The 25,399-nt window shown below is 40.2% G+C and carries 21 protein-coding genes; 12 read left to right on the top strand and 9 right to left on the bottom strand.

Annotated elements, in window-relative coordinates; all coding sequences use genetic code 11:
* Nucleotide 1: 1 nt before the first annotated feature.
* Complete coding sequence (locus HCN54_RS09600) at nt 2-1,612, bottom strand: BCCT family transporter (protein WP_072979966.1); 1,611 nt, start codon at nt 1,610-1,612, stop codon at nt 2-4.
* Nucleotides 1,613-1,624: 12 nt separating this feature from the next.
* Nucleotides 1,625-2,761 (bottom strand): hypothetical protein, encoded by a 1,137-nt coding sequence (locus HCN54_RS09595; protein ID WP_240924847.1) that lies wholly within the window; start codon nt 2,759-2,761, stop codon nt 1,625-1,627.
* 145 nt (nt 2,762-2,906) lie between these two features.
* Between HCN54_RS09595 and HCN54_RS09590 the strand changes: the two genes are divergently transcribed.
* Together HCN54_RS09590 and HCN54_RS09585 are read left to right on the top strand one after the other, a co-directional pair.
* Entirely contained in the window at nt 2,907-3,251 is a 345-nt protein-coding gene (locus HCN54_RS09590) for a DUF1801 domain-containing protein (RefSeq protein WP_167597605.1), read from the top strand.
* A 112-nt stretch (nt 3,252-3,363) separates the two neighbouring features.
* Entirely contained in the window at nt 3,364-4,521 is a 1,158-nt protein-coding gene (locus tag HCN54_RS09585) for a DUF1624 domain-containing protein (RefSeq protein ID WP_167597604.1), read from the top strand.
* A 106-nt stretch (nt 4,522-4,627) separates the two neighbouring features.
* Here HCN54_RS09585 and HCN54_RS09580 read toward each other — a convergent pair whose 3' ends face one another.
* Both HCN54_RS09580 and kdsA read right to left on the bottom strand, forming a co-directional pair.
* On the bottom strand, nt 4,628-6,532 hold the full coding sequence (locus HCN54_RS09580) for a TlpA family protein disulfide reductase (protein ID WP_167597603.1): 1,905 nt from the start codon (nt 6,530-6,532) through the stop codon (nt 4,628-4,630).
* Nucleotides 6,533-6,740: 208 nt separating this feature from the next.
* Nucleotides 6,741-7,556 carry a 3-deoxy-8-phosphooctulonate synthase gene (kdsA, locus tag HCN54_RS09575; protein ID WP_167597602.1) on the bottom strand — a complete coding sequence of 272 codons (816 nt, stop codon included), beginning with the start codon at nt 7,554-7,556 and terminating at the stop codon, nt 6,741-6,743.
* Nucleotides 7,557-7,835: 279 nt separating this feature from the next.
* Between kdsA and typA the strand changes: the two genes are divergently transcribed.
* The 6 genes from typA to HCN54_RS09545 all read left to right on the top strand — a co-directional run bounded on the left by typA (nt 7,836) and on the right by HCN54_RS09545 (nt 14,588).
* Nucleotides 7,836-9,632 carry a translational GTPase TypA gene (gene typA, locus HCN54_RS09570; RefSeq protein WP_167597601.1) on the top strand — a complete coding sequence of 599 codons (1,797 nt, stop codon included), beginning with the start codon at nt 7,836-7,838 and terminating at the stop codon, nt 9,630-9,632.
* A gap of 132 nt (nt 9,633-9,764) precedes the next feature.
* Nucleotides 9,765-10,106 (top strand): hypothetical protein, encoded by a 342-nt coding sequence (locus HCN54_RS09565; protein ID WP_167597600.1) that lies wholly within the window; start codon nt 9,765-9,767, stop codon nt 10,104-10,106.
* A 97-nt stretch (nt 10,107-10,203) separates the two neighbouring features.
* Nucleotides 10,204-11,205, top strand: coding sequence for a GNAT family N-acetyltransferase (locus HCN54_RS09560; protein WP_167597599.1), 1,002 nt, complete (start codon nt 10,204-10,206; stop codon nt 11,203-11,205).
* Complete coding sequence (locus HCN54_RS09555; protein WP_167597598.1) at nt 11,202-12,302, top strand: DegT/DnrJ/EryC1/StrS family aminotransferase; 1,101 nt, start codon at nt 11,202-11,204, stop codon at nt 12,300-12,302. Before HCN54_RS09560 ends, HCN54_RS09555 begins: the two co-directional genes overlap by 4 nt.
* Nucleotides 12,295-13,587, top strand: a complete 1,293-nt coding sequence (locus tag HCN54_RS09550) for an O-antigen translocase (RefSeq protein ID WP_167597597.1) — start codon at nt 12,295-12,297, stop codon at nt 13,585-13,587. The genes HCN54_RS09555 and HCN54_RS09550 overlap by 8 nt, the downstream gene beginning before the upstream one ends.
* A gap of 44 nt (nt 13,588-13,631) precedes the next feature.
* Complete coding sequence (locus tag HCN54_RS09545; RefSeq protein WP_167597596.1) at nt 13,632-14,588, top strand: acyltransferase family protein; 957 nt, start codon at nt 13,632-13,634, stop codon at nt 14,586-14,588.
* On the opposite strand, the gene HCN54_RS09540 is transcribed toward HCN54_RS09545, so the two are convergent.
* The gene (locus HCN54_RS09540; protein WP_167597595.1) at nt 14,512-15,708 is read right to left on the bottom strand and encodes a glycosyltransferase; all 1,197 of its coding nucleotides are present in this window, start codon (nt 15,706-15,708) and stop codon (nt 14,512-14,514) included. The two genes, HCN54_RS09545 and HCN54_RS09540, sit on opposite strands and share 77 nt — an antisense overlap.
* Before the next feature lie 37 nt (nt 15,709-15,745).
* Here HCN54_RS09540 and HCN54_RS09535 point away from each other — a divergent pair, with 37 nt between their 5' ends.
* Entirely contained in the window at nt 15,746-16,846 is a 1,101-nt protein-coding gene (locus HCN54_RS09535; protein WP_410503585.1) for a glycosyltransferase, read from the top strand.
* Nucleotides 16,836-17,228 (top strand): sugar 3,4-ketoisomerase, encoded by a 393-nt coding sequence (locus tag HCN54_RS09530; RefSeq protein WP_167597593.1) that lies wholly within the window; start codon nt 16,836-16,838, stop codon nt 17,226-17,228. Before HCN54_RS09535 ends, HCN54_RS09530 begins: the two co-directional genes overlap by 11 nt.
* On the opposite strand, the gene HCN54_RS09525 is transcribed toward HCN54_RS09530, so the two are convergent.
* From HCN54_RS09525 to HCN54_RS09510, 4 genes are read right to left on the bottom strand one after another with little or no spacing between them, the layout of a single operon-like run.
* Nucleotides 17,218-18,147, bottom strand: coding sequence for a glycosyltransferase family 2 protein (locus HCN54_RS09525; RefSeq protein WP_167597592.1), 930 nt, complete (start codon nt 18,145-18,147; stop codon nt 17,218-17,220). The genes HCN54_RS09530 and HCN54_RS09525 overlap by 11 nt on opposite strands.
* Nucleotides 18,134-19,015, bottom strand: a complete 882-nt coding sequence (locus HCN54_RS09520) for a glycosyltransferase (RefSeq protein WP_410503584.1) — start codon at nt 19,013-19,015, stop codon at nt 18,134-18,136. Before HCN54_RS09520 ends, HCN54_RS09525 begins: the two co-directional genes overlap by 14 nt.
* A 22-nt stretch (nt 19,016-19,037) precedes the next feature.
* Nucleotides 19,038-19,649 (bottom strand): hypothetical protein, encoded by a 612-nt coding sequence (locus HCN54_RS09515; RefSeq protein WP_167597590.1) that lies wholly within the window; start codon nt 19,647-19,649, stop codon nt 19,038-19,040.
* Nucleotides 19,650-19,654: 5 nt separating this feature from the next.
* Nucleotides 19,655-20,338 (bottom strand): cell division ATP-binding protein FtsE, encoded by a 684-nt coding sequence (locus HCN54_RS09510; protein ID WP_072979934.1) that lies wholly within the window; start codon nt 20,336-20,338, stop codon nt 19,655-19,657.
* Between the two features lie 233 nt (nt 20,339-20,571).
* On the opposite strand from HCN54_RS09510, the gene HCN54_RS09505 reads away from it, so the two are divergent.
* The gene (locus tag HCN54_RS09505; protein ID WP_167597589.1) at nt 20,572-23,592 is read left to right on the top strand and encodes a tetratricopeptide repeat protein; all 3,021 of its coding nucleotides are present in this window, start codon (nt 20,572-20,574) and stop codon (nt 23,590-23,592) included.
* Between the two features lie 43 nt (nt 23,593-23,635).
* The gene (locus HCN54_RS09500; protein ID WP_240924844.1) at nt 23,636-25,384 is read left to right on the top strand and encodes a TonB-dependent receptor; all 1,749 of its coding nucleotides are present in this window, start codon (nt 23,636-23,638) and stop codon (nt 25,382-25,384) included.
* Nucleotides 25,385-25,399: the final 15 nt, after the last annotated feature.

The following is a 25,399-nucleotide window of genomic DNA, read 5'->3' as shown; positions in this document are numbered from 1 at the left end:
ATTATTCGGTTTTATTTCTGCGTGCAACAATCTCTTTAACGACTTCTTCATAATCATCCATTTGTTTTTCAGATTTTTTCTTTTCCAGTTTCTGAAGATCTTCTCGCAAGCCTTTGTATAAGGAGTAGCACATTATGAGAAGAATAATGGCGAAAGGCAAGCCGGTCACAATAGTAGCTGTTTGTAAGGCTTCGAGTCCGCCGCCAATTAGAAGCACGGCGGCTACGGTACCTTCGGTTACGGCCCAAAAAATGCGTTGCCCTACCGGAGCTTCAATTTTTCCGCCTGAAGTTAAACTGTCAACTACCAGCGATCCGGAGTCTGATGAGGTGATGAAGAATCCTGCGATAAGAATAACAGCTACAATGTTTATGATCATCGACAGCGGGTAATCTTCAAAGAATACAAAAAGCGCGGTTGCGATATCATCTTTCACCGCCGAAACAATTGTCATATCACCGCCTAAAGCTTGCTGAATCGCAACACTACCAAAAGACGACATCCAGAAGAAGGTCACTAACGAAGGAACTAGCAAAACGCCGAGAATGAATTCACGTATAGTTCTTCCTTTAGAAATACGTGCGATAAACATCCCCACAAAAGGTGACCAGCCAATCCACCAGCCCCAATAAAAAACGGTCCAGTCGTTTTGCCAAGAGGTTCCGCTAAAGGTTTCACTCCAGGTAGAGATCTTCAAGAAATTAAAGAGATAGCTTCCGGTGTTTTCCACAAAAGATCTAAAAATAAAGAGCGTGGGCCCTAAGATTAGCGCGAGAAGTAATAAAACTACTGCTACGCGCATATTCCATTCACTCAGAATACGTACCCCTTTATCAACACCAAGAACTACAGATGTGGTGGCAACCAATGTGATACCGGCAATTAAAAGCACTTGCGTAAGTATTCCGTCAGGGAGACCAAAAACGTGGTTGAGTCCGCTCGCGATCTGCTGCACTCCAAAACCTAAACTTGTGGCTAAGCCAAAAAGCGTAGCGAGTACCGCAAAAACATCAATAGCATCGCCTATTTTTCCGTGGATTTTATCGCCTAAAAATGGGTAAAAGATAGACCGGATGGTTAATGGCAAGCCGCGGGAATACGTGAAGTAGGAGAGGGCAAGACCTACCAGCGCATACACAGCCCAAGCGTGAAAACCCCAATGTAAAAAGGTGAAATTCATCGCTTCTTGAGCTGCTGCGACTGTGTTGGGTTCAGCCGTAGGCGGACTCATTAAATGTTTTACAGGTTCTGCAACGCCAAAGAATAACAGGCCAATCCCCATCCCTGCGCTAAAGAGCATCGCAAACCATGACATCGTCTTAAATTCTGGTTTTGCCTTTTGCCCACCAATTCTGAGTTTACCGTATTTTCCTAAAGCCAGATAGACCAGAAAAATGAGGAACAAATTAATGGTTAGAATAAAAAACCAGTCGGCTTTTTCAGCAACTGCGTGCTGGATGTCTGCAAATATTTTTTCGGCTTTCTTCTCATAAATAAGCGTCAATGCAATACTTATGATGATAAAAATAGCCGAAGTAAAAAACACTGGTCCGTTGACTTCGAGTCCAAAAATTGATTTCTTTTCGTCGCTTCGCGTAATTTTTTTTGCCATAAAATGATTCGGTTAAAAGTAGTATCCAATATTTATATTAAAACGGGCTTCCCATTTCGCATCGGGATTTCCGGTAGAAAAATCATCGATAAAGTTTCCGCCCAACCAAGAGTGATTGTAGCCGGCAGCATAATCAATGTAGGTGTACACCTGACCTGCGGTAACTAAAACGCCGGTCACATTTTGAAAAGAGTCTGTAAACTCTTGTTCTTTTTTCTGCATATACCCAAAGTCGTTATAAACTTCAAGCTGTGAGATAGGTCCCCAATTGACCTTAAAGGTTTTTGAAAGCGCCGCGGTGTACATATTAAAATCGGCTGCTACCTCATAAGGTGTTCCGTAGGCTCCCATTTGTACAATGGCATTAGATTGCCCTGTTTCGTTCTCAGGATTATGCGCTACGGTAATCGCTTCGGTTTTAAGATTCCACGAATTGTAATCTACCTCATAGTGCAGCGCCAGCGCATAGTGATTTCCGTTAGTGTCAGTATCTAAATTATACAAACTTCCGTATTGACCAGAAAATCCAATGCGATGTTTAGCGGCATTACCTAGTTTGCGCACAAGTTTCAGGTTAAACTGATTGGTCTCTTTATTTCTGCCTACGATATCATACGAGTACCTGCTAGAACTGTTTTCTACATCACCACCAAAATTGAGCTCTTCGGCATTTTTAAGAAACGCAACGGCGTAGTCCCAGTTTGCTCCGGTATGCACATATTTTAAACCCATATCGTGATCATCCTCGAGACCTGCGTAATAGGTAATGTTGAAAAACCAGTTGTGTGAATTGTACTGCTTGATCCCAAAAGGCACATAAACCAGACCGGCGTGTACTTCATCTTTTTCAGAGAATTTATAGCCCACCCAACCTTGTTTCAGGAAGCCGCCACCAAAAGCATCAGAATACAAGCGGTATTCGGCATTGAGAAAAACCTTTTTATAAGAAGCTTTAGCGTTTATGCGGAACATATCGTAACCCAGTTCGCCACCTTTTGTTTTTTGTTCTTCCTTCCAAGAAGAGTAGATATAATTAAAGCGTAATGCACCTCCCAGTTCTAGTTTTGGTTTATCTTTATTTTGACCAAAACTCAAAAACGGAAACATAAAAGTGCACAGCAGACTTGAATAGATGTAGTTTTTAATCATTCACAATTGGATTAGGGATTTTTGTAGAATTGGAAAAATAGACGGAAATTTTAGAAAAGACCGTCCAAAATCACCTAATTAATAGTTTTTTAATGTTTTTGAAAGATTTTTTTAAGGTTTTCACAAGTTTTAAAATCCAGATGGTATGAATCCGGCAGCGCATTATATTCTTTCTAAACCAGAACCTTTTAAAAGTATTTTACTGCAATTGCAGTTACTTGTAGAACATACGGTGCCCGAGGCAGAACTGCTGTATAAATGGCATTTGCCATTTTATTATTTGAATGGAAAAATGTTCTGTTTTCTGAATTTTAGAAAGCGTTTTGTGGACCTGAGTTTTATCTATGGAAACGAATTGATCGACCCTGAAAAGCATTTGATCGCCGGTGAGGGGAGAAAAAGATTACGCTCGCTGCGTTTTGATACCACCGAAGCAATTGATGCTGAAGTGGTGATTTCCTTCTTAGAACAAGCTAAAAAGCTACGCTAAATACAGCCAGCGCCACACATACTACCGAAACATTTTTAACAAAGACTTCGTGACATTTGTCAAAGGCTAAGCCTGATTTTTACGGTAGTTTTGCGCTACCTAAAATTGAGTTATGACCCCTGAAAAGGCTTTAAACGCCAAAAGCAAACGTATACACGCAATAGACATACTACGAGGTTTGGTAATTCTCCTGATGCTGGTAGATCATACCAGAGAACGTTTTTTTCTGCACGAGCAAGTGACCGATCCTATGCAAATTGATGCGACAAGTACTTCGTTATTCTTTACGAGATTGACTGCGCATTTTTGCGCTCCCATTTTTGTATTTCTAACCGGATTATCCGCGTGGTTGTATGCGCATCCGCGTCAAAAATCACAACGCTCTGCAAGTGGGTTTCTTTTTAAACGCGGTCTGTTTTTAATTCTACTAGAAGTTACGCTCATCAATTTTTCTTGGTTTGGCAGCTACCAAGCTTTGTATTTACAGGTGATGTGGGCGATAGGCTTAAGTATGATTGCTTTAGCACTCCTTGTTAAAATGCCGCGTTATCTCCTAGCAGTTTTAGGTTTACTAATTGTTTTTGGTCACAACGCATTGACACCCATTAGCTTCACGCCAGAAGAATGGATGTATCCTATTTGGACAATTTTACATGACCGTGGCTATTTGATTCAAGATGCGTTGATACCGGTAAAAATTTCATATCCTTTATTACCGTGGATCGGTGTGATCGCTTTGGGTTATTTCGCCGGACCCGTTTATGATGCCGCACTACAGGTACAGCAACGCTATAAGTGGCTTTTAGGTGTGGGAGTTTTGAGCTTGATCTTGCTGCTTTTTCTAAGAGGTTTTAATATTTATGGTGAAACACTCCCTTGGGAGCAGCAGCAAACTGTATTAGAAACTGTAAGTTCTTTTCTCAACTATACTAAATACCCACCTTCGTTAGATTTTATTCTTCTTACGTTAGGAGTAGGGGCTTTACTGCTTTATGTATTTGAGCGTTTTGAGCATCGCTGGATGCTTGTGCTAAAAACCTTTGGTTCGGTACCTATGTTTTTTTACATAGTGCATTTGTATGTGTTGTTACTTATTTATGCTGTAGGAGTACAATTTTTTGGTACAAATAAAGGCGATTATCTAGGCGTTGATCACGTCTGGATGGTTTGGGCGATCGCTGCTGTATTAGCCTTTTTACTTTACTGGCCTACCAAGTGGTTTTCAGCATACAAAAAAGCGAGTAGCGCTACGTGGATCAAATATTTTTAAAATGGAAACCCCGGTGCAAATAGCTTTTGTACCGGGGTTTATTGGTAGTTTAGGATTTGGACTCAGAGGTAATTATAGCTGAGGAAGTAATTATATAAGTTGTCGCTTACTGCCCACTAGCTAGTGCGATCATCATATCAAGTTCTTCAACGAGACCGTCTGTATTGCCGTCAAATCCTACGGCTTTAAACTTGATTTTTCCATCTGGGCCTAGCACAAATTTCGTAGGAATTCCATCAACTTCATAAGCAGAAACCACATCATATTCCCGGCTTCCTTCTTCTTTAGGCGTATCCATAAGCACGTTAAAGGTGTATGCATTAGAAGCGATAAAATCAGAAACTCCTTTTTCACGAGCCTCGCCACTGGTACTTTCCCAAGTATCGATAAATAAGAATTCAACCTGATCGTTATCAGCATATTTAGTCACTGCTTTTTGCATTCCCGGGAATGAGATCTTACACGGTCCACACCAGGTTGCCCAGAAGTCAAGTACCACGGTTTTACCTTTAAGATCAGCCAGTGCGATTTCTTCACCATTTAAATTCTTCAGGTTAAAGGTTGGTGCTTCTTCATCAATCATTTCTTTTTTCAATTCGGCTAAAGCATTATCGTGCGCAATTTTTTCGAGTCCGCTCAAATAGCTTTCAAAATCTTCTTCTTGCTCTGTGGCTGTATACGCGGTCTTCAAATATTCTTTTGTAGCAGTAGTTCCATTGCCATCTTTAATGTAATCTGTAGCTTTTTCCACCACTTTATCATATTGCTCATCAGCAGTCAAGAATTGTAAGTAGCGCTCAGTCACGTCTGCGGTTGCGCGGTCAGCAACGGCTACTTCCTGCGCAGCGATCGCTTCTTTAATCTTTCCTTGTTTGAATAAAATCAGGCCGTAGGTGTCAGAATACATCGCTTTAGTAGAAGCTAAGCTCTTTTCAAACTGCTTTGCAGTATAATAATCAGGTTTATCTGATTTTTGGGCATCGATGATGTCTAGAGATTGTTTTGACATAGTTTCCGCAACTTCTAATTCCTCACCATTTTCGGCACGTTCCCAAGCTAGATTATTCAAGATGGAAGCCTTAGACATATCATCAGAAGCCTTATCCATATACTCTTTATACGCTTCAATATTCCCATTTTCTAAAAATGTGGTCGCAATCGTACGATATAAAAAGTCTTTCTGAGTCCCATCGGCTCCGGAGTTTTCATTAAAATCATCTAGAATTTCTAACTGTTCATCTACACTTTTTGCCTGACGCATTTGAGTAACATAATTGTTGAGCACCCAAGTGTTTTTAGGATATTCTGTTTTTAAAATAGCTAATAACGAATCCTGAGCCGGTTGATCTTTTTTAAATTGAGCCAGTCTAAAAAGGGTTGTATAATCCTTTTCGGTAAGTGTTTTTCCAGAATACGAATCAATAGTTTTTTGAGCTAGCGTATTTGCTTGTTCAGCATCAGAACGGCTCATTAAATAGATTTGTGGCAGCAGCCAGTCTTCACTGCTAGCAGCGTCATTTTCCAAAGCTTGAGTGTAAGCTGCTAAGGTTGAATCAGATTCCGTTTTGATTCCGTAATAACTTCCTCTGCCGGAGATGTAATGAGCTATAGCCACTTTTGAGGAGGGAAGCATTTCACCCTCAGCATCATAAAGATTAACCGTATATCCCTTTTCGTCATTGGCTTCATATTCTTCCCCATTCTTAAAGTGAAAGATCAAACCATCGGCAGAATCCGGAATTTTGATAGCATCGGTAAAACGCTCACCATCCTTAATCAAATTCAGATCTACAGGATATGCATAAGATTTTACGGTATACACGTAAAAAGCTTCAGGGGCTAAAGAATCTTTTAAAGTATAGGAAACTTTTAAACTATCACCCGGTGAAGGTTTAGTTTCAGAAAGTTCAAGATTACCAATGCTAAGCGGAGTTTCTTTAGGTTCGTCTGAACAAGAAAAAAGGCTTAAAGCAGTAAAGGCCAAAATTGCCGAAAGGCGTAAGTGTTTCATAATAATGTCTTTTGATTGTACTTAAATGTACTAAGAATTTAGTTTACTGCTGATGCTCTGAATTTTTAATTTTCGATACCTAATGCCGAAAGGCCTTGGATCTTTAGAATTTAGCAAAATAGGACCGAAAAAATAAAGGTTCTACAAAAGCAGCGCTTTTGAGAACCTTTTAATTATTAAATATGAATTATGTTAAAACCGAAACTTTTTAGTCGATCACTACTTGGCGTATCGCAACGAGCTTGGTCAACAGGCCTTCCAATAAACTTAGGTCAAGCATATTAGCACCATCACTTTTTGCGTTTTTAGGATCAAAATGCGTCTCGATAAACAAACCGTCAACTCCGGTAGCGATACCCGCTTTGGCCATTGTACCGATTAACTCCGGGCGACCGCCGGTTACGCCGCTGCTTTGGTTAGGTTGTTGCAAACTGTGCGTAACGTCAAGCACGGTGGGAGCATAACTTTTCATAGTAGGAATTCCTCTAAAATCAACAATGAGATCTTGATAGCCAAACATCGTTCCGCGGTCTGTGATCCACACATTTTCATTGCCGGTATCGGTCACTTTGGTTACAGCGTGTTTCATCGCCTCCGGACTCATAAATTGTCCTTTCTTTAAGTTGACTACTTTTCCGGTTTCTGCAGCTGCGACTACCAAATCAGTTTGACGTACTAAGAATGCCGGGATTTGAAGCACATCTACATATTCTGCGGCCATTGCGGCGTCCTCATTTACATGAATATCCGTTACGGTAGGAACATCAAAAGTCTCTGAAACTTTGCGTAAGATCTTCAGTGCTTTTTCATCGCCAATTCCGGTAAAGCTGTCAATTCGGCTACGATTAGCTTTTTTAAAACTTCCTTTAAATACGTAAGGAATTTTCAGTTTATCGGTAATGCTCACGATCTCTTCAGCGATGCGAAGTGCCATCTCTTCACCTTCTATTGCGCAAGGCCCTGCAAGCAGAAAAAAGTTATTACCGTCAGTGTGTTTTATTTTGGGAATATTTGAAAGTTTCATCAGTATAAATTTAAGCGGCAAAGATACGGCTTTGTAGAAGATTATGTTTTTGTTGAAAATGCATTTCGGCAGGTCTCTTTTACAAGTGAGAAGTAGTGCTTGAAGATTAAAGGGATAAAACAAGTTAAGTCAGCATTAAAAAATGGTTGTATTTTAACCTTGAGAATCAAAATATTAGCACTTTTTTGAAGCTTTTTTAGGACCTCAAAACATTATAGGAATAAGTCGCTTATAATCCATTAATTACCACTATATTTGCGCCCTTAAAATAAGGCCTCTATGGATATTAAAAACATTGCGATTATCGCGCACGTTGACCACGGTAAGACTACTTTGGTAGACAAAATTATGTACCATTGCCAGTTGTTTCGTGAAAACGAAAACACCGGTGACCTCATTCTTGATAACAATGATCTTGAGCGTGAACGTGGTATTACCATTACTTCAAAAAACGTTTCTGTAACCTATAAGGATACTAAGATCAATATCATTGATACTCCTGGTCACGCCGACTTTGGTGGTGAGGTAGAGCGTGTTTTAAATATGGCAGACGGGGTTTTACTACTTGTAGATGCCTTTGAAGGTCCTATGCCGCAAACGCGTTTTGTACTTCAAAAAGCGATTGACTTAGGCTTGAAGCCTTGTGTGGTGATCAACAAAGTTGATAAAGAAAACTGTACACCAGACGAAGTGCACGAGAAAGTTTTTGACTTGATGTTTGAGTTGGGTGCAGAAGAGTGGCAGCTGGATTTCCCTGCAGTTTATGGTTCAGCAAAGAACAACTGGATGAGCGAAGATTGGCAAAAGCAAACTGAAAATATTGAGCCGCTTCTTGATATGGTAATGGAGCATATTCCTTCGCCAAAAATAGAAGAAGGTACGGTGCAAATGTTGATCACTTCTTTAGATTACTCTTCATTCACCGGTCGTATCGCGATTGGTCGTTTGCAGCGTGGTACGTTAAAAGAAGGAATGCAAGTATCGCTTGTAAAGCGTGACGGAAGCATTAAAAAATCACGTATTAAAGAATTACACACTTTTGAAGGTCTCGGTCGAATTAAAGTGGCTGAGGTTCAGGCAGGAGATATTTGTGCGCTAGTAGGTCTTGAAGGTTTTGAAATTGGTGATACTGTTGCAGATTTTGAAAATCCTGAAGCGCTTAAAACCATCGCGATCGATGAGCCTACGATGAGTATGTTGTTTACGATCAACGATTCGCCTTTCTTCGGTAAAGACGGAAAGTTTGTGACTTCACGTCATATCAAAGATCGTTTGACTAAAGAATTAGAGAAAAACCTTGCATTACGTGTTGAGGAGACAGACAGCGCCGATAAATTTATGGTTTACGGTCGTGGGGTATTGCACTTATCTGTTTTGATCGAGACGATGCGTCGTGAAGGATACGAATTGCAAATCGGTCAGCCACAGGTAATCATTAAAGAGATTGATGGCGTTAAATGTGAGCCGGTTGAAGAATTAACGATTGACTTACCGGAGAATGTTTCTGGTAAAGCAGTTGAATTCGTGACCTTGAGAAAAGGGGAGATGTTGAGTATGGAAGCTAAAGGTGACCGTATGGTTTGTGAGTTTATCATTCCATCGCGTGGTATCATTGGTTTACGTAATCAATTATTGACAGCAACCGCTGGTGAGGCAATTATGGCACACCGTTATAAAGAATATCAGCCATTAAAAGGAGGTATTCCAGAGCGTTTAAATGGTTCACTAGTTTCTATGGAAAAAGGTACCGCAATCCCTTATTCTATCGACAAACTTCAAGATCGTGGTCGTTTCTTCGTTGATCCGGGTGAAGATATTTATGAAGGTCAGGTAATTGGTGAAAACTCACGTCAGGATGATATGACCGTAAACATCACAAAAACCAAAAAACTTTCTAACGTACGTTCTTCGGGTGCAGATGACAAGGCAAAAATTGTTCCTGCTATTAAATTCAGTTTAGAAGAAGCATTAGAATATATTCAAAAAGATGAATACGTTGAAGTAACGCCAAATCACTTACGTTTACGTAAAATTTTGCTTACTGAAAACGAGCGCAAGCGTAATAAAGCGATCTAAGCGTAAACAAATAGATAATAGAAAAGCACTTCCGTAATTGGAGGTGCTTTTTGTTTTTACAGCATATTGTGTGTCAGAACGCAACCTTTTACGTAGTTTATCATCTAGTTTATGAACAACAAACCAAAACAGATGAAATTTAATTTTTTTGCAGTACTTGCTAGTCTTTTAATACTAAGTGCGTGTAATGCTGATGATACGGAAGTTACTACAACAACTGCAGCACTTCAAGTTGCGATAAATGATACACTGATTGTCGCGCAGCGTGATTCAGCACCTATAGAAGGTGGTCGCGAAGTAAGCGTTCAACCGGAACACGGCGAGGTTTTGCTTGATGCTTTTACTATTAAATATGTTCCCGGTGTTGATTTTACAGGAGAAGATTATCTTGAAGTGACCAATAAAGCATCTAACGGAGATGCTAATTTTTACATCACTTCCATAAATAAATATACCATCACAGTTACTGAGTAGTAAAAACTATTTTATACACGTAAAGCACCTTTTATAAGGTGCTTTTTTGTTTGCTTCAAACGGAGGTTATTTTTGTATTTTCCCTTAAAATTTCACCTTGTCAAAGTATCAGATCATACCATATTCCCGGGAATATAAATCACGTTGGGATCGTTTTGTCGCTTCTTTAAACGGGACGTATAAAGGATCAAAAAATACTTCTTTTTTGTTTCATCGGGATTTTATAGAATACCATCAAGACCGCTTTGAAGATTTCAGTTTATTGATTTTTAAGGAGGAAAAACTGCGTGCAGTATTACCTGCAAATCGGGAGGGAGCTACGCTTTATTCGCATCAAGGTTTGACGTATGGCGGACTCGTTTTAGATGCTGAAATTAGACTGAAAGAAGTCTTGGAGTTGTTTAAAGAACTCCTCAGTTATCTTTCGCAAAGCGGAATCGAAGAGTTTGAGCTTAAAATGTTACCGCAATTTTATCAGGAGTTGCCGGGAGACGAACTGGACTACCTTCTTTTTCTCACGGAAGCTAAACTCGTTAAGGCAGAAACCGCAGCGGTGATCGATTACCGCAATCGTATTCCGTTGAATAGTTCGCGAAAAAATGCGGTGAATCAAGCTGTAAAAGCCGGATTCACCATTCAAAAAACCAATGACTTTGAACCTTTCTGGGATCAAGTGCTGATCCCAAATCTCGAAGCACAGCACGACGCCGAACCCACACATTCTTTAGAAGAAATTACAACTCTTGCAAAGCGTTTCAAATACAATATTCATCAATTTGAAGTGCGAGATGCGCAGCAGCAACTTTTAGCAGGTGCGACTATTTTTGAAACGCAAGTGGTGGCGCACGTGCAATATATTTCAGCAACTCCTGATGGTAAAAAACAAGGCGCTTTAGACTTCTTATTTCAGCAGTTGATAGAGGAGCGGTTTTCCCATAAATGGTATTTCGATTTTGGTACTTCAAATGAGCAAGCGGGAACCAAACTCAATGCTGGCTTACAGTTTTGGAAAGAAACCTTTGGCGCACGCACCAGAATTCAGCGCACCTATAGGTTGCAGACGAAGAATAGCTTTAAACTTGAACGTGTTGTGCTATGATTCCATTTTTAGATTTAAAGAAACTCAATGCGCCTTATAAAGAAGTGCTCACTGCTGCTTTTAAAAATACGCTGCACAAAGGAGACTATATTCTTGGCGATGCAGTAACCCGCTTCGAAAATGAGTTCGCAAACTATTGTGGTACAGAATATTGTATAGGAACGGGCAATGGTCTTGATGCGCTTCAATTGATTTTTGAAGGCTATAAGTACTTAGGGAAACTGAATGAAGGAGACGAAGTTTTGCTGGCGGCCAATTCGTATATCGCAACTGTTCTGGCTGTAATGCATGCGGGTTTAAGACCGGTTTTTGTCGAGATTGAAACCTCCACCTTCAATATGGATCTAGAGCAGCTACCCGAGCCTAATTCTTCTGTAAAAGCAATCTTGATCACGCATTTATATGGACAACTAGGCCCGGTAACAGTTGTTGCGGCTTATGCTCAAAAGCACAATTTATTGTTTATCGAAGATGCGGCTCAAGCGCACGGAGCTACTTTGGATACCAAGAAAGCAGGAAGTTTTGGCGATGCGGCAGCGTTCAGTTTTTACCCTACTAAAAACCTGGGTGCATTGGGAGACGGCGGAGCAGTAACTTCTAATGACGAAACTTTGATAACGCTTATTAAAAGCTTGCGCAATTATGGAAGAACCTCTTTTGCTGAAAATAGTTATGCCGGTTTTAATTCGCGTCTTGATACTTTACAAGCGGCTTTTTTAAGTGAAAAACTGAAAAACTTGAATGCAGAAAATCTGCAACGCAGAGCGATCGCAACACGTTACCTAGCAGAGATCACCAATCCGAAAATCACTTTGCCGTTTTGGGATACTTCAGCGCAGCACGTTTTTCATCTCTTTGTCATTCTGGTAGAAAACCGAGATCATTTCCTCAGTTATTTAAAAAAATCTGAAGTCGGTTTTGGAGTGCATTATGCCATTCCGCCGTATCAGCAAAAAGTATTGAAAGCCTATAATCATTTGAAATTTCCACAAACCGAAAAGGTAGCTCAGACCTGTGTGAGTATACCGTTAAATCCAACTTTGGATGCAGAAGAAGTGACTCAAATCATCAGCGTTTTAAATCAGTATAATGCTTAAATTTTTACGCCAACTTATCACACAAAACGTACTGCTTAAAGTCAGTTCGTTCAATGCTGTGGGTGTTGGTGTGCGCTTGGTTTGCGGACTAATAACTTCAAAACTAATCGCTTTTTATTTGGGGGCCTCCGGGATGGCGGTGCTGGGCGATTTACGCAATTTTATGAGTTCTGTGCAAAGCATTGGACAATTGGGCATCAGCAACGGTGTGATCAAATACAGCGCCGAATTCAAAACAGATAAAACCCGTTTACAAAAACTGATAAGTACGGTTTTGAAAGTCGGTTTTATAGCTTCGGTATTTTTGGGTGTTTTGCTCTTTTTTACGGCTTCAGTCATCAATACCCAAGTTTTTAATACTGAAGCAAATTACACCACGATCATCAAGGTGTTTGCTTTGGTGCTGCCTTTTTTTACACTCAATGCCTTAATGCTGAACATCATTAACGGCATCGGGAATTACAAAAAAGTAATTCTGATCAACAGTATCACCAATTTGGCCGGTGTAGCACTTACCGCGATATTAATTATCAACTATCAGCTTTCTGGGGCGATGCTTGCGGTGGTGCTAAGCGCGGGTATTGGTTTGCTTATTACCCTGAGCACTGTTTTTAAAAACCGAAGTCTTTTTAGGGAATTGCTTCAAGAACAGATTGATGCCTCTATGCTTATAAGATTAGCTTCTTACGGCGGAATGACTCTGTTTTCTGCAATCGTTTCTCCTTGGGTGTACATCGCAATTCGCCAAGAGATTATTGCAGTTGACGGACTAGCCAATGCTGGTTATTGGGATGCGATGCTCCGGTTGTCTGATTATTATTTAATGTTTGCCACTACCTTACTTACGCTTTACATTTTACCGAAACTGTCTGCTGCGACATCAAAAAAGGAATTCAGAGCTGAAGTGTTTCGGTATTACAAGACGTTTTTGCCACTATTTGGAGCGGGATTGATCGTTCTTTTCTTTATAAAGACCTGGGTTATCCGGTTGGTTTACAACGCTTCTTTCTTAGATATGCAGCCTATTTTTATCTGGCAGTTGGCGGGTGATTTCTTTAGAGTCGCAAGTTTGGTGATCGCGTACCAAATGCTGGCAAAAAATAAATTCTGGCTTTTTATTGGTACACAAGTGCTCTCGCTGAGTATTATTTATTTTAGTAGTGTTTTCTTCATTCAAGATTATGGTTTTGTGGGTGCGGCAATGGGGCATTTGCTAAGTTATGTGCTGTATTTGTTGGTATTGTTGCTTATTTTTCGAAACGCTTTATTCGGTAAGTTTTGTTAAAATCTCTGGCCTCATTACGATTTGTTTTCGCTTTTTTGGTGTTTATGCATCATATAAACGTGCTGCAGGATGCTTTAGGTCACGCGTTCTTTTACGCTTTAAGTGGTTTTATATTGTCTTATGTGTATGCCGAACGCTTCGCGGAACAGAAAATCAGTTTAAGCCGGTTTTTAAAATTGCGCTTGAGCAGACTATATCCACTTTATGTATTGACTTTGCTTACAGCGATTCCTTTAAGTTTGGGATTTTTAGCGAGTAATGCTGTGCAGTGGGCGCTTCAGTTTGTGGCAAATTTGTTTATGTTGCAAAGCTTTATCCCCAACGCCGAATATTATTTTGCATTCAACAGTTTGGGATGGAGTATTTCAGATTTATTCTTTTTTTATACGCTGTTTCCTGTGTTGTTATGGGGATTCAGAAAATATACGCATCGAAGCATTTGTGGCGTTTTTAGCTTATTTTTTATACTCATTTTAAGTTTGATGTATATCATTCCACAGGAACTGCAACACTGGTTTTTCTACATCAATCCGTTGCTGCGGCTTTTTGATTTTGCTTTAGGAATGTTGCTGTATCAGCTTTTAAAGAAAACCTCCTTCGGAAAATTTGATTCTAGATTTACCTGGTATGAAATTGGGTCACTTGTACTACTCGTGATCTTTTATACTTCCGCAGCTCTTTTTCCGAAAGTACTAAGATATTCTGTGTATTACTGGTTGCCGATGTTGGCTGTGATTGGAGTTTTTGCGCAACAGAAAGGTGCGTTGTCAAAACTGCTTTCAAAACCGGTGTTTCTTTTTTTGGGAAATTTGAGTTTTGGATTTTACCTCTGGCATCAACTCATTTTGAGATACGCACGACGCGCTGTGATCCATTTTGAAATCACACTTGCAGATTGGCAATTCTACAGTTTGAGTTTTATGCTCATTCTGTTGGTTTGCTATTTTTCGTATCGCTTTTTTGAGCTTCCGATGAAGCAGAAACTGCGTCGTCACTTTTAATACTATTCCACGCGCTAACATACTTTTCAGCGACTTTTAAATAGTCGTGATGTTCTTGAACAAAACGCTTAGCACGAGTTCCTATTTCAGCAATTCGTTGGGGATTTAGAATAAGTTCTTCCAAGTCTTGAGCGATTTTTTTAGCATCCGGAATGGTGTGAATCGCAACACTGTTGGGTGCTACTTGGTAACGCTCACAAAACGAAGCTCCGGCGCCGGTGAACACTACTTTGCCTTGTGCCATCGCCTCCAACGCATTATAACCTTGATCTTCGGCATAGGTTTGATCAAGGATGATATCGGCCTCACGGTAGGAGCCAATATATTCTGCATAGGGGAGACTCGTAACACAAATGAGCTTAATGCGATCGCTGAATTTTTTCCGAATGATGCACAAAGCCGAGTCAAAATAGTAATTACCCTTTTTATAGTAATTACTTCGATTAACCCCATGAAAAATAACGATACGGTCTTGCTTTTCTGGCTGGTTACGGCTGAAGTTATTCAGATTTACGGGATTTGGAATCAAACCATAATAATCTGTTCGACCTTTATAAATAGGGTGGTAATCCAGGTCTGTGCTGATGACCAAATCTTTTAGTTTAAATACAAATTCGTGATACTTCTTATGCGCCGCAGTCAAGTATTTTTCGCTGTACGGAAAGTCGATATCCGGGTGTTGTAAAATAGGGTGATGCGCTAGTTTCTCGATATTATTCAAGTAAATGTAATCATCACCACAGGCTAAAATAACGAGCTTTGGTGTAAGCTGTCGCAAGCGTTTTACGATGCGTTTTTCAATAAAATACGGCGTTTTAAAAGGATATTCATTAATAAGCTGAATGACGTCAAATCGGGTTTGATCAACCAACCAATCGAGGACGCGATAACCTATTTCTAGTGTAGCAAGATCAAATTTGGTCAATTCAAAAATACCTTTTCTAAGTGTTTGCAAAAGACGACTGCCTTCTATGCGTTTTGCTTTAATCAGGACATCTGAAGGTAATTTTTTAAATGCGTCACCGGTACTTATGAGGGTGACTTCGTGCCCATTTGCGAGTAATCCGGCCTTCAGACTGTTATGTAAATTGCTGTATTCTCCTACTAAAAGAATTCTCATAAATGCGCTACATTTAAAGCGAAAAGATACGTAAACTCTGAAATCAAAACCTCAAAATATTTGTGTTCTCGTTGAATCACTCGCCGGCGGTGGGGCAGAGCGTTCGGCTGCTTTGTTAACGCAAATGCTTTCAGATCTTGGTTTTGAGATTCACTTGGTCACGATCACCGACAAAATAGGGTATGAGTTTTCAGCTAAGCTTTATAATCTGGGGAAATACAAGAATGCAACCAACGGCATCTTCAATAAATTAAAACGGTTCCGTCGTTTTAAAAAATACCTGCACGAGCAGAATGTTGATATTGTTCTCGACTTTAGAATGCGGCGTAATGCGTTAAAGGAATATTGCATTCAGCGGTATTTGTATCCGGGATTTAAAGTTGTGTTTATGGTGCGCAGCGCTAATTTGGGATATTATTTTCCGAAGCCCGACTTCGTTGCCAAGCGACTTTTCAAAAATGCGGAACTTTGCGTGCTTACCGAAGCTATGAAGCAGTCCATTGAGCGACGTTTCGGTTTTAAAAAAGTTAAGGTGCTTCCCAATGCAATTGAGTTGTCTGCTTACGAGCGAAATTATCCTGAACCCAATGATGTAACTCGTCCGTATATTCTAGCGAGTGGAAGGTTACAAAAAGGGGTGAAGCAATTTGATAAACTCATCGCAACCTATGCAAAAAGTGAACTACCAAAACTAGGCATTGACCTGTATATTTTGGGACAAGGCGAAATGCTTGAAGAGCTCCAGCAACTTGTAGAAGATTTAAATATAAGGGATAAAGTTATTTTTAAAGGCTTTGTAAAACATACCGAACGGTATGTTGCCCATGCGCTTTTTACGGTTTTATGCAGTGCTTTTGAAGGTTTTCCCAGGGTGATCTTAGAAAGTCTCGCATGCGGAACTCCCATAATTGCAACTGATTGTCTTACCGGTCCGCGTGAACTTCTTGATGGTACCAATGGGATTCTAGTTCCGCATCAGGATTTTGACGCATTGCGGCAGGCGATGAACAAGCTGGCGCTTGATGAACCCACAAGAAACCGATTTAAAGCTGCTAGCCAAAAGAGTATTCGTAAGTTTGACATCACACAAGTGACCCCGCAATGGCAAAGCTATCTCAACGCGCTGTATGATGATTGAACGCATAAAACTCCCTAAAATAGAAGATCGAAGAGGTAATCTTTCGGTGCTGGAAAAAGACATATTGCCTTTTGAGTTCAAGCGGGTGTACTATTTATATGATGTGCCTAGTGGTGCTTCTCGTGGCGGTCACGCACACCGGGAGCAGAGCGAGTTTTTGATCGCACTTTCGGGAAGTTTTGATGTGCTTATTCACAATGGAACTAAAAAACAAACTTACACGCTCAATAAACCCGATGAAGGTTTGTTGATTCCAAATGGGTATTGGCGCGAATTGGACAACTTCTCGAGCGGAGGTATTTGTCTCGTGCTCGCAAGCGAAATTTTTATTGAGGCAGATTATATACGAGATTTTGCTGAATTTCTTCATTTTAAAAAGTAGTAAGTCTGATTCCTTTTTTAAGTAAAAACGCTTTTACTTTTCTTATACTGATCAACAGGAAGCGCGGCGCATTTAGCAAAAAACGTTGCTTACTATTCAATATAGATGGGTCTAGTTTTGCTTTGAGTTTTTTAAACAGATCCAGACGACCTTCAGTTTTATAGAAAATACACAGAAAGTAGCGTTTAGTATGAATATAAACGTGCAAGGTATGATGATTGGGATATGCCCTTAAGAGTTGGCCAAACTTTGGGACTTGCAGATCACTTTTATTTAAACTACTGATTTGACCGGCGATTCCCGTGCGGTAATAACAGGTTATTTTAGGATCATAAGCCATTTTAAACTGAAGATTGGCCCTGATCAAAAAATCTACATCTTCAGAATAGGTCGTTGCTTCATTAAAACCGCCAAGATGTGTGAAACTCATTTTAGTAAATGCCAGTGTACTGGGAATCACCAAAGGTTGATAGAGACTTTCGGTAAAAAAGTCAGTGAGTATATAGGGTTGCTTGTGTGTCGTATTTAATTTGGGTTTTACAGTCTTCCCGGAGTTGAAGAGCTCTTGATAACCTGTCGCAAAAAGCTGCGCATCCGGAAACTTTTCGGAGAGTTTTACAAGGTGCTCCAGATGATCGGGCAACCAAAGGTCGTCAGCATCAAGAAGCGCGATGAGTTTATTTTTGGCTTCCACTACTCCGCGATTTCGGGTTTTTGATAGTCCGTGGTTTTCTTGATCAATGATGCGAATGCGTGCATCTTTAAAGCACTGCATAACTTTCAGACTGTCATCGGTAGAACCATCATTAATTAGAATAAGTTCAAAATGCGTGTAGGATTGCTTCAGTACAGAAGTAATGGTTTCCGCCAGATAAGCTTCCTTGTTAAAAACCGGAATAATGATGCTAATTGCTGTCATCTTCCAAAGTTAACTTTAAATAATAGCAAAGTCGGTACAGGTCAAAAAGTCGCAGATTGGGATTGTTTCCGCAGAGGTTCTTGAGAATATGATGCTCATACCTTTTAAAGAGACGCAGTATTTTATGCTGAAGATTTCGTTTTACTATCTGCCGGGCTACACGTTGTAAAGGCCGATAGTCTCTAGGCATTTTTTCTTCGATTTCTAAACGCACCAAGGTTTGTAAAGCTTGATGCGTTTTTATTATATAAGAGGCCGAAGTTTCTAAACCAAAGTGCGTTGTAGGGTTGTTTATATGTAAAACCGAAACCTGTTGCTGCTCCAGGCGGTGAGCGAAATAAGGGTCTAAGCCATAGGCGTTTTCTTCGGCGGGATTGCATTTCAAAAAAACCGATTTGTCAATCAATAAATGCTGACTAACCAGCGATAAGTAGGGCTTTTTTTTACGCTTGGCAACCGACCGGCCTTCGCGGGATTTTCCGTAAGTGTAGTGGAGTGCGCGTTCGGTATCGGGTAAAATTTTGGGATACGCGATTCCGCCAAAAATCACTTGCGCACGGTCTAGGTTTTGTTCAAAGATTTGAAGAAAATCAGGTTTTGTGGGAAGTACATCTGCGTCTAAAAAAAGCAAATTATCGTACAACGCATTTTCCGCAAGAAAATGCCGCGTTGCCGTTCTACCACGGTTTTCATTAAATCGGGTATACCGGCAATTATGCCGTGCTACAAGTAGCTGATTTGCTTTTTCAATTTTACTAGCTGTCGAAGCATCATCTGCTATACAGATCTCAAAAGCGATCTGTAATTTTTCGGTCTGGGGGATCAAGCGCTTGATCAAATCGTTTAGCGCAACATTATAGACAGGTATGAGAATGGAAAGTGCGATAGTCTTAATGTGCTTGAACGAGGTCTTCGGTTAACTTCCAGACCCAGCTTTTAGAATATTCACCCAAGCCGCTCTTATAATGCCCCGAAGGATGTACAACGGTAAAACTTCCGCAGGGATAATGGTATTTAAAAAACAGTCGCTCGATGATTTGATTTTTATCTTCAGTCCAATTGGCTTTTCTCCATTTCTTTAAACCCTCATCGTTTTTATAAATGTAAACAGTATTAATATCAGCTATACGATTGAGTTTACGCTCCATTTCTTTGTACCATAATTTTCTTGTACCAAAATTTATCGATCCTCTATCATTGCAAGTGTCAAGCCCCGGATAATAAATAATAGCAATCATTTTATCACGCTCTAAAGTCTGCCCTGTAATTTCTTCAAGATGCGCGTAGAGATTTTCAACTTGTTGCAGCGTGTCTTCCTGCGTTCTTAAAATGAGTTTGGTAACGTTAGGAATGGTGGTTTCAATAGCAAAATAGTTTCTGCCTTTATAATGCTGTTCAAGATCACGCTCTGAAATGAGTTGATTGTTATAATCCATATACTTTTGCTGTGCTGTTGCAGTCAGGCAAAACAAGATAAGTATGGAGAACACAATCTTGGGCATAGGCGCTAAATCGTCTTTTGCACGACTTCAAAGATTTTATTGCCGTCGCATTTGAGGGTTTTGGAAGGGTATTTTAAAAGCAATGCATAATCGTGCGTCGCCATTAAAATCGTATTTCCGTTTTTGTTGATCTCTTGCAAAACGCCCATTACTTCAACAGAAGTCTGCGGATCGAGATTTCCGGTTGGCTCATCGGCAAGGATCAACTCCGGGTCGTTCAAGAGTGCGCGCGCGATAGCTACACGTTGTTGCTCACCACCGGAAAGCTGGTAAGGATATTTAAAACCTTTGGTTTTCATTCCTACTTTATCCAGCACCTTATCGATTTTGTCGTCCATCTCGCTTTGGTTTTTCCAGCCGGTAGCTTTTAAAACAAATTTGAGGTTCTCTTTTACAGTGCGATCATTCAGTAGTTTAAAATCTTGAAAAACAACGCCAAGCTTTCTGCGTAGATACGGGATTTGCTTTTCTTTTAAAGTAGTCAGGTCAAAGTCTACAATGGTTCCTTGACCTTGCTGTAGTGGAAGATCACCATACAGGGTTTTCATAAAACTACTTTTACCGCTTCCGGTCTTACCTATGAGGTACACAAACTCGCCTTTATTGATCGTGAGGCTCACTTCAGAAAGAATAAGGCTTTCACGTTGAAAAATCGAGGCGTTTTGAAGTTGCAATACCGGTGTAGACATAAAAAAGCTTCTAATATTTGACAATTAGCTAACGTCAAAAGTACAATAACTATTTCATTTGTATAGTAGCTTTAGAGTCTATTGAATTGGCGGATTAATTTCCTAAAAGGAAGTTCTTTTTAAGAAGGCTACTGTAGATATAATTATCCTAGTTTTGTAACGTTATTAACAGTAGTCACTTGTTAAAAAACCTACTTTTGACCGTGCTGCTTTTGCAACTTAACTTAGAAAATATGATCAAGAAATATGCCTGTATAGGGCTTCTCACGCTGCTGACCTTGCCGGCTCTCACGGCACAGCAGTCTGCCGCATTTACAAACGATCTGGCAAAATACAACAAGGCGCTCTCGCTGTATAACAGCAAACAATACCTCGCTGCGCAAACACTTTTCAACGAAATAAAACAGGAAGCTAAAGATCCCACGATCAAGGGAGATTGTGCCTATTATATCGCAAATGCTGCGGTGCGTCTCAACCAAAGTGGAGCAGATGCCGCGATGCAAAAATTTGTTGAAGAATACCCTACGAGTACCAAACGTAATTCTGCTTATAAAGATGTTGCCGATTACTACTACGAGAATGGGAAATATTCGGTAGCTAAGCGCTGGTATGAGCAAGTAGATCTGTCAAGATTGAATTGGAGCGAACTGGAGCGTTTCAATTTTAATATGGGCTACATTCATCTTAAAACCAACAGGCCGGAAGAGGCTAAGGTATATTTCAGCCGTGTGCGTAATTCTGAAAAATACGGAGCGCAGGCGAAGTATTATGAAGGTTTTATGGCGTATGAGAATGACGATTATGAAGAGGCAAGTCAGCTTTTTGAAGAAGTTGAAGCCGAAGAAGGAACTCGCGAAGACCTGAGTTATTTTAAAGCTGACTTGAATTTTAAGCAAGGTAATTTTGAAGAAGCGATCAAGCTGGCTAAAGAACAACTGCCTACTGCAAACCGTCTCGATCAATCTGAATTGAATAAGATCATTGGAGAGAGTTATTTCAATCTAGGGCAATTTGATGAAGCGCTTCCGTATTTAAAGGAATACCGTGGAAAACGCGGAAAATGGACGAATACCGATTATTATCAACTAGGTTATGCCTATTACAAACAAGGTGATTACGACAGCGCAATAGGAGAGTTCAATAAAATTATTGATGGAAAAAATAGTGTTGCGCAAAATGCCTATTACCACCTTGCCGATGCGTATTTACAAACCGGAAAAAAGCAGGAAGCTTTAAACGCGTTTAGAAATGCTTATCAAATGGATTTTGAGCCGAAGATCAAAGAGGATAGCGGACTCAATTATGCCAAGTTGAGTTATGAGATCGGGAATGCGTATGAGCCTGCTCCACAGGCCATAGGTAACTATTTAGAGCAATATCCTGACACTCCTGAGCGTCAGCAATTACAGACCTTATTGATCGACTCTTACATCACTTCTAAGAATTATGAAGGAGCGATGGAACTTATTGAGAACAATCGCAATTTTGAAGATAAAGTAGCCTATCAAAAAGTCGCTTTTTATCGCGGAATCGAACTTTATAATGACGGCGACTACCAAGAGGCGATCATCAATTTTGAAAAATCTTTAAGTGAACCACGCACTCCGGAGTTCACCGCACGCGCGTTATATTGGAAAGCCGAAAGTGAATATACCATCAATCGTATTGATGATGCGTTATTGACGTTTAAGCAGTTTGAACAAAACAGCGCAGCGCGATCGTTGCCAGAATATGACAACCTCGCCTATAATTTGGGCTATGCCTATTTCAAGAAGAAAAACTATAATCAAGCGACAAAATATTTTAGTCAGTTTACCACTTCGGGAACCGATGATAATGTGAGAAAGATGGATGCTTTTATGCGTTTGGGTGATAGTCATTTTATTGAAAGTGAATACTGGCCGGCGATGGAAGCTTACAATGCCGCTATCGCAATGCCCGGCGGAAATAAAGACTATGCGACTTTTCAGAAGTCTATAAGCTACGGTTTTGTAGATCGCAACGCACAAAAGATCGAAGGCTTAAGCAACTTTGCTAATATGTTTCCGCAGTCTAGCTACAGAGATGATGCGTTGTACGAATTAGGAAACACCTATGTTGCTACGGGCGATAACGAGCGCGGTATTCAAGCCTATGATCGCTTAGTACGCGAGATTCCCAAAAGTAAGTTCGCTGCAAAAGCCCAGCTTAAAAAAGCCCTTATTTATGACAATACCGGTAGAAGTGATCAGGCGTTGAATTTATTCAAGCGTGTGGCTCAGGACTATCCGGGAACGCCAGAGGGTGTGCAGGCGGTAGCTTCAGCAAAACTTATTTATATAGACAAAGGTCAGGTTGATGAATACGGAAGATGGGCCAATACCTTAGATTATATTTCGGTTGAAGATTCAGAATTAGACGATGCAGCTTTCTCTTCAGCAGAGCAGCAATTGGTAGGAAGCAACAACGCGCAGGCAATTCAGAATTTTGAAAAATACCTGAGAGAATATCCAAACGGACAACGTGCGATGGAAGCACATTTTTATCTTGGTCAGCTTTATTTTGGTCAGAATGAATATGCAAAAACAAAATCGCATTATAAATATGTGATCGACAAAGAACGCAGCGAATTTACTGAGCAAGCCTTGGCACGTTTAGGTCAGGTGTATTTAAGTGAAAGTAATTATGCTGATGCCGTTCCTGTTTTAAAACGTTTAGAGACTGAAGCTGATAGTGCACAGAATGTGATTTTTGCGCAAAGCAACTTGATGAAATCCTATTACGAATTGCAGCAATATTCAAATGCCGTAAGTTATGCAGATAAGGTATTAGCTAATTCAAAAATCGATAACAAAGTAAAAAGTGATGCACAAGTGATCATTGCCCGAAGCGCGATGCAAACCGGTGATGAAAGCAAAGCAGCAACCGCTTATGCTGAGGTTTCAAAAATTGCAACCGGAGCACTAGCAGCAGAAGCTTTATACTACGATGCTTATTTTAAAAATAAGAATGGCGATTATGCCGGTTCTAATACTTCGGTACAAAAATTAGCTAAAGATTATAGCGGTTATAAAGAGTATGGCGCTAAAGGTTTAGTCCTGATGGCTAAAAACTTTTATGAGTTGAATGACGCCTACCAAGCAACTTACATCTTAGATAATGTGATCACCAATTTTACCGATTATCCACAAGTTGTGGCTGAAGCGCAACAGGAACTTAAGCGCATTAAAGCAGCAGAGTCTAAAACCAACTCTTCTTTAGAGGAAGGTAATTAATTCTGTAGCTATGCGTAATCAACCTATAATTAGAAAATCAGTTATGATTCAAAAGATAAAATCAATTTTTACATTCAGTTTTGTGCTTGCCGGAATCGGGTTTGTACACGCTCAGGAAAAAGACAATCTGGGCACCGAAGTAGTAAATGTTGTAAAACCCTACACGCCAGAAATTGGTGATGCGTTTAAAGTTAAAGCAACGCCGGCACTTAATGATTCGGTAAATACGGCAAAGAAAAAAGTGACCTATGGTATTTTTTCGGTGCCGGTTGCTTCGACATTTACCCCAGCAAAAGGTAAGGCTGCTCAAGTAGAAAAGGCAAAGCCGGTCAAACTTTATGATAATTATGTGCGTTTAGGTTTTGGTACCTATACCACCGCTTTGGCCGAATTCTACAGCAATTTTGAGATTGATCGCGATTCTAATTTCGGAATCTATTTAAACCATAACTCGTCTCAAGGCGATATTGATGGCGTGGTGCTGGATAACCAGTTTTATGACACTGATCTGAACCTAAACTATACCTCGCGAAACCGTGATTTTAATTGGTACACTGATCTTGACTTAGGGCATAAATTATACAACTGGTATGGGCTTGACGAGTTTGTTGCGGCGTCACCAACTTTGGTTCAAAATATAGATCCCGTGCATAGCTATTTTCAGGCAGGATTAAGTGGAGGTATTGAGTTTAATGAAGGATTTTTTGAGGGCGCAACCGCTCGTGTAGGATACTTTGGAGATTCTTACGAGTCAAGCGAAATACGAGCTGTTATTGCTCCGGAGTTTATGATCCCGATTACCGATCAGAAAATTAGTATTGATCTTAATCTTGATTATTTAAATGGAAGTTTTGACCGCAATTACCAGAATTCTGAAGCTATCGAGTATACACATCTTATCGCAAGTGCAAATCCCAGTTTGCAGATCTTTCTAGATGATCTTATGCTTGATCTTGGGGTCAATGTAGCTGCAGATCTTAATCCGGATGCAGATGAGACTGATATTAATATTTATCCTAGTGTGCAGGCTTCTTACAATGTAGTTGACGAGTATTTTATCGCTTACGGTGGTCTTGAAGGTGGCTTGATCCAAAATAGTTATCAAGAGCTCGCTACTGCAAATCCGTTTGTTTCACCCACTTTAGATTCCCTTTCTCCAACAGATCAGAAATATGATCTTTTTGCCGGAATTAAAGGGAAATTAAGCAGCGCAATGAGCTATAACTTGCGCGCGAGTTATTTAGCGGAAGATAACCGCTTGCTCTATAAAAACAATTACAGATCAGTAAGTGAAGCAACCCTGGCCGGCGCTGAAAATTACCAGTATGGCAATTCATTTGGCATCGTAAATGAAAACCTCAAAACGCTTTCGATTTTTGGAGAACTCAATTTTGATGTCAATAGCAATTTAAAAATGCGCATCAATGGGGAGGCCTTTAGTTATTCTACAGATTTAGAGGAAGAAGCCTGGAATTTACCTGACTTTCAAGCCTCATTCTTTGCAGATTATCAGATTGATGAACACTGGTTTGCCGGTGTAACTTTATTCTATGTTGGTGCTCGTAAAGACCAGGTCGATGTCCAAACAAGCTCAATAAGTTCTAATCCACAGCTGGTTGAATTAGAAAGTTACTTTGATGCCAATGCACACGCCGGTTATCGTGTGAACGATCAACTTTCCTTTTTTGCGCGGGTTAATAACGCTTTGGGCAACAACTACCAGCGCTGGGTAAACTATCCGGTACAAGGGCTGCAAGGTATGGCGGGAGCTACGTACCGTTTTGACTGGTAATACCTTTAGGACTTA

Source organism: Leeuwenhoekiella sp. ZYFB001, from assembly GCF_011784865.1.
Classification (GTDB): domain Bacteria; phylum Bacteroidota; class Bacteroidia; order Flavobacteriales; family Flavobacteriaceae; genus Leeuwenhoekiella; species Leeuwenhoekiella palythoae.
This window is presented reverse-complemented; position numbering and strand designations above follow the sequence as displayed.

Bases quoted from the DNA above. Each gene is read 5' to 3' on its own strand.
- HCN54_RS09600 (WP_072979966.1), bottom strand. From the start codon at position 1,612: ATGGCAAAAAAAATTACGCGAAGCGACGAAAAGAAATCAATTTTTGGA.
- HCN54_RS09595 (WP_240924847.1), bottom strand. From the start codon at position 2,761: ATGATTAAAAACTACATCTATTCAAGTCTGCTGTGCACTTTTATGTTT.
- HCN54_RS09590 (WP_167597605.1), top strand. From the start codon at position 2,907: ATGAATCCGGCAGCGCATTATATTCTTTCTAAACCAGAACCTTTTAAA.
- HCN54_RS09585 (WP_167597604.1), top strand. From the start codon at position 3,364: ATGACCCCTGAAAAGGCTTTAAACGCCAAAAGCAAACGTATACACGCA.
- HCN54_RS09580 (WP_167597603.1), bottom strand. From the start codon at position 6,532: ATGAAACACTTACGCCTTTCGGCAATTTTGGCCTTTACTGCTTTAAGC.
- kdsA (WP_167597602.1), bottom strand. From the start codon at position 7,556: ATGAAACTTTCAAATATTCCCAAAATAAAACACACTGACGGTAATAAC.
- typA (WP_167597601.1), top strand. From the start codon at position 7,836: ATGGATATTAAAAACATTGCGATTATCGCGCACGTTGACCACGGTAAG.
- HCN54_RS09565 (WP_167597600.1), top strand. From the start codon at position 9,765: ATGAAATTTAATTTTTTTGCAGTACTTGCTAGTCTTTTAATACTAAGT.
- HCN54_RS09555 (WP_167597598.1), top strand. From the start codon at position 11,202: ATGATTCCATTTTTAGATTTAAAGAAACTCAATGCGCCTTATAAAGAA.
- HCN54_RS09550 (WP_167597597.1), top strand. From the start codon at position 12,295: ATGCTTAAATTTTTACGCCAACTTATCACACAAAACGTACTGCTTAAA.
- HCN54_RS09545 (WP_167597596.1), top strand. From the start codon at position 13,632: ATGCATCATATAAACGTGCTGCAGGATGCTTTAGGTCACGCGTTCTTT.
- HCN54_RS09540 (WP_167597595.1), bottom strand. From the start codon at position 15,708: ATGAGAATTCTTTTAGTAGGAGAATACAGCAATTTACATAACAGTCTG.
- HCN54_RS09530 (WP_167597593.1), top strand. From the start codon at position 16,836: ATGATGATTGAACGCATAAAACTCCCTAAAATAGAAGATCGAAGAGGT.
- HCN54_RS09525 (WP_167597592.1), bottom strand. From the start codon at position 18,147: ATGACAGCAATTAGCATCATTATTCCGGTTTTTAACAAGGAAGCTTAT.
- HCN54_RS09515 (WP_167597590.1), bottom strand. From the start codon at position 19,649: ATGCCCAAGATTGTGTTCTCCATACTTATCTTGTTTTGCCTGACTGCA.
- HCN54_RS09510 (WP_072979934.1), bottom strand. From the start codon at position 20,338: ATGTCTACACCGGTATTGCAACTTCAAAACGCCTCGATTTTTCAACGT.
- HCN54_RS09505 (WP_167597589.1), top strand. From the start codon at position 20,572: ATGATCAAGAAATATGCCTGTATAGGGCTTCTCACGCTGCTGACCTTG.
- HCN54_RS09500 (WP_240924844.1), top strand. From the start codon at position 23,636: ATGATTCAAAAGATAAAATCAATTTTTACATTCAGTTTTGTGCTTGCC.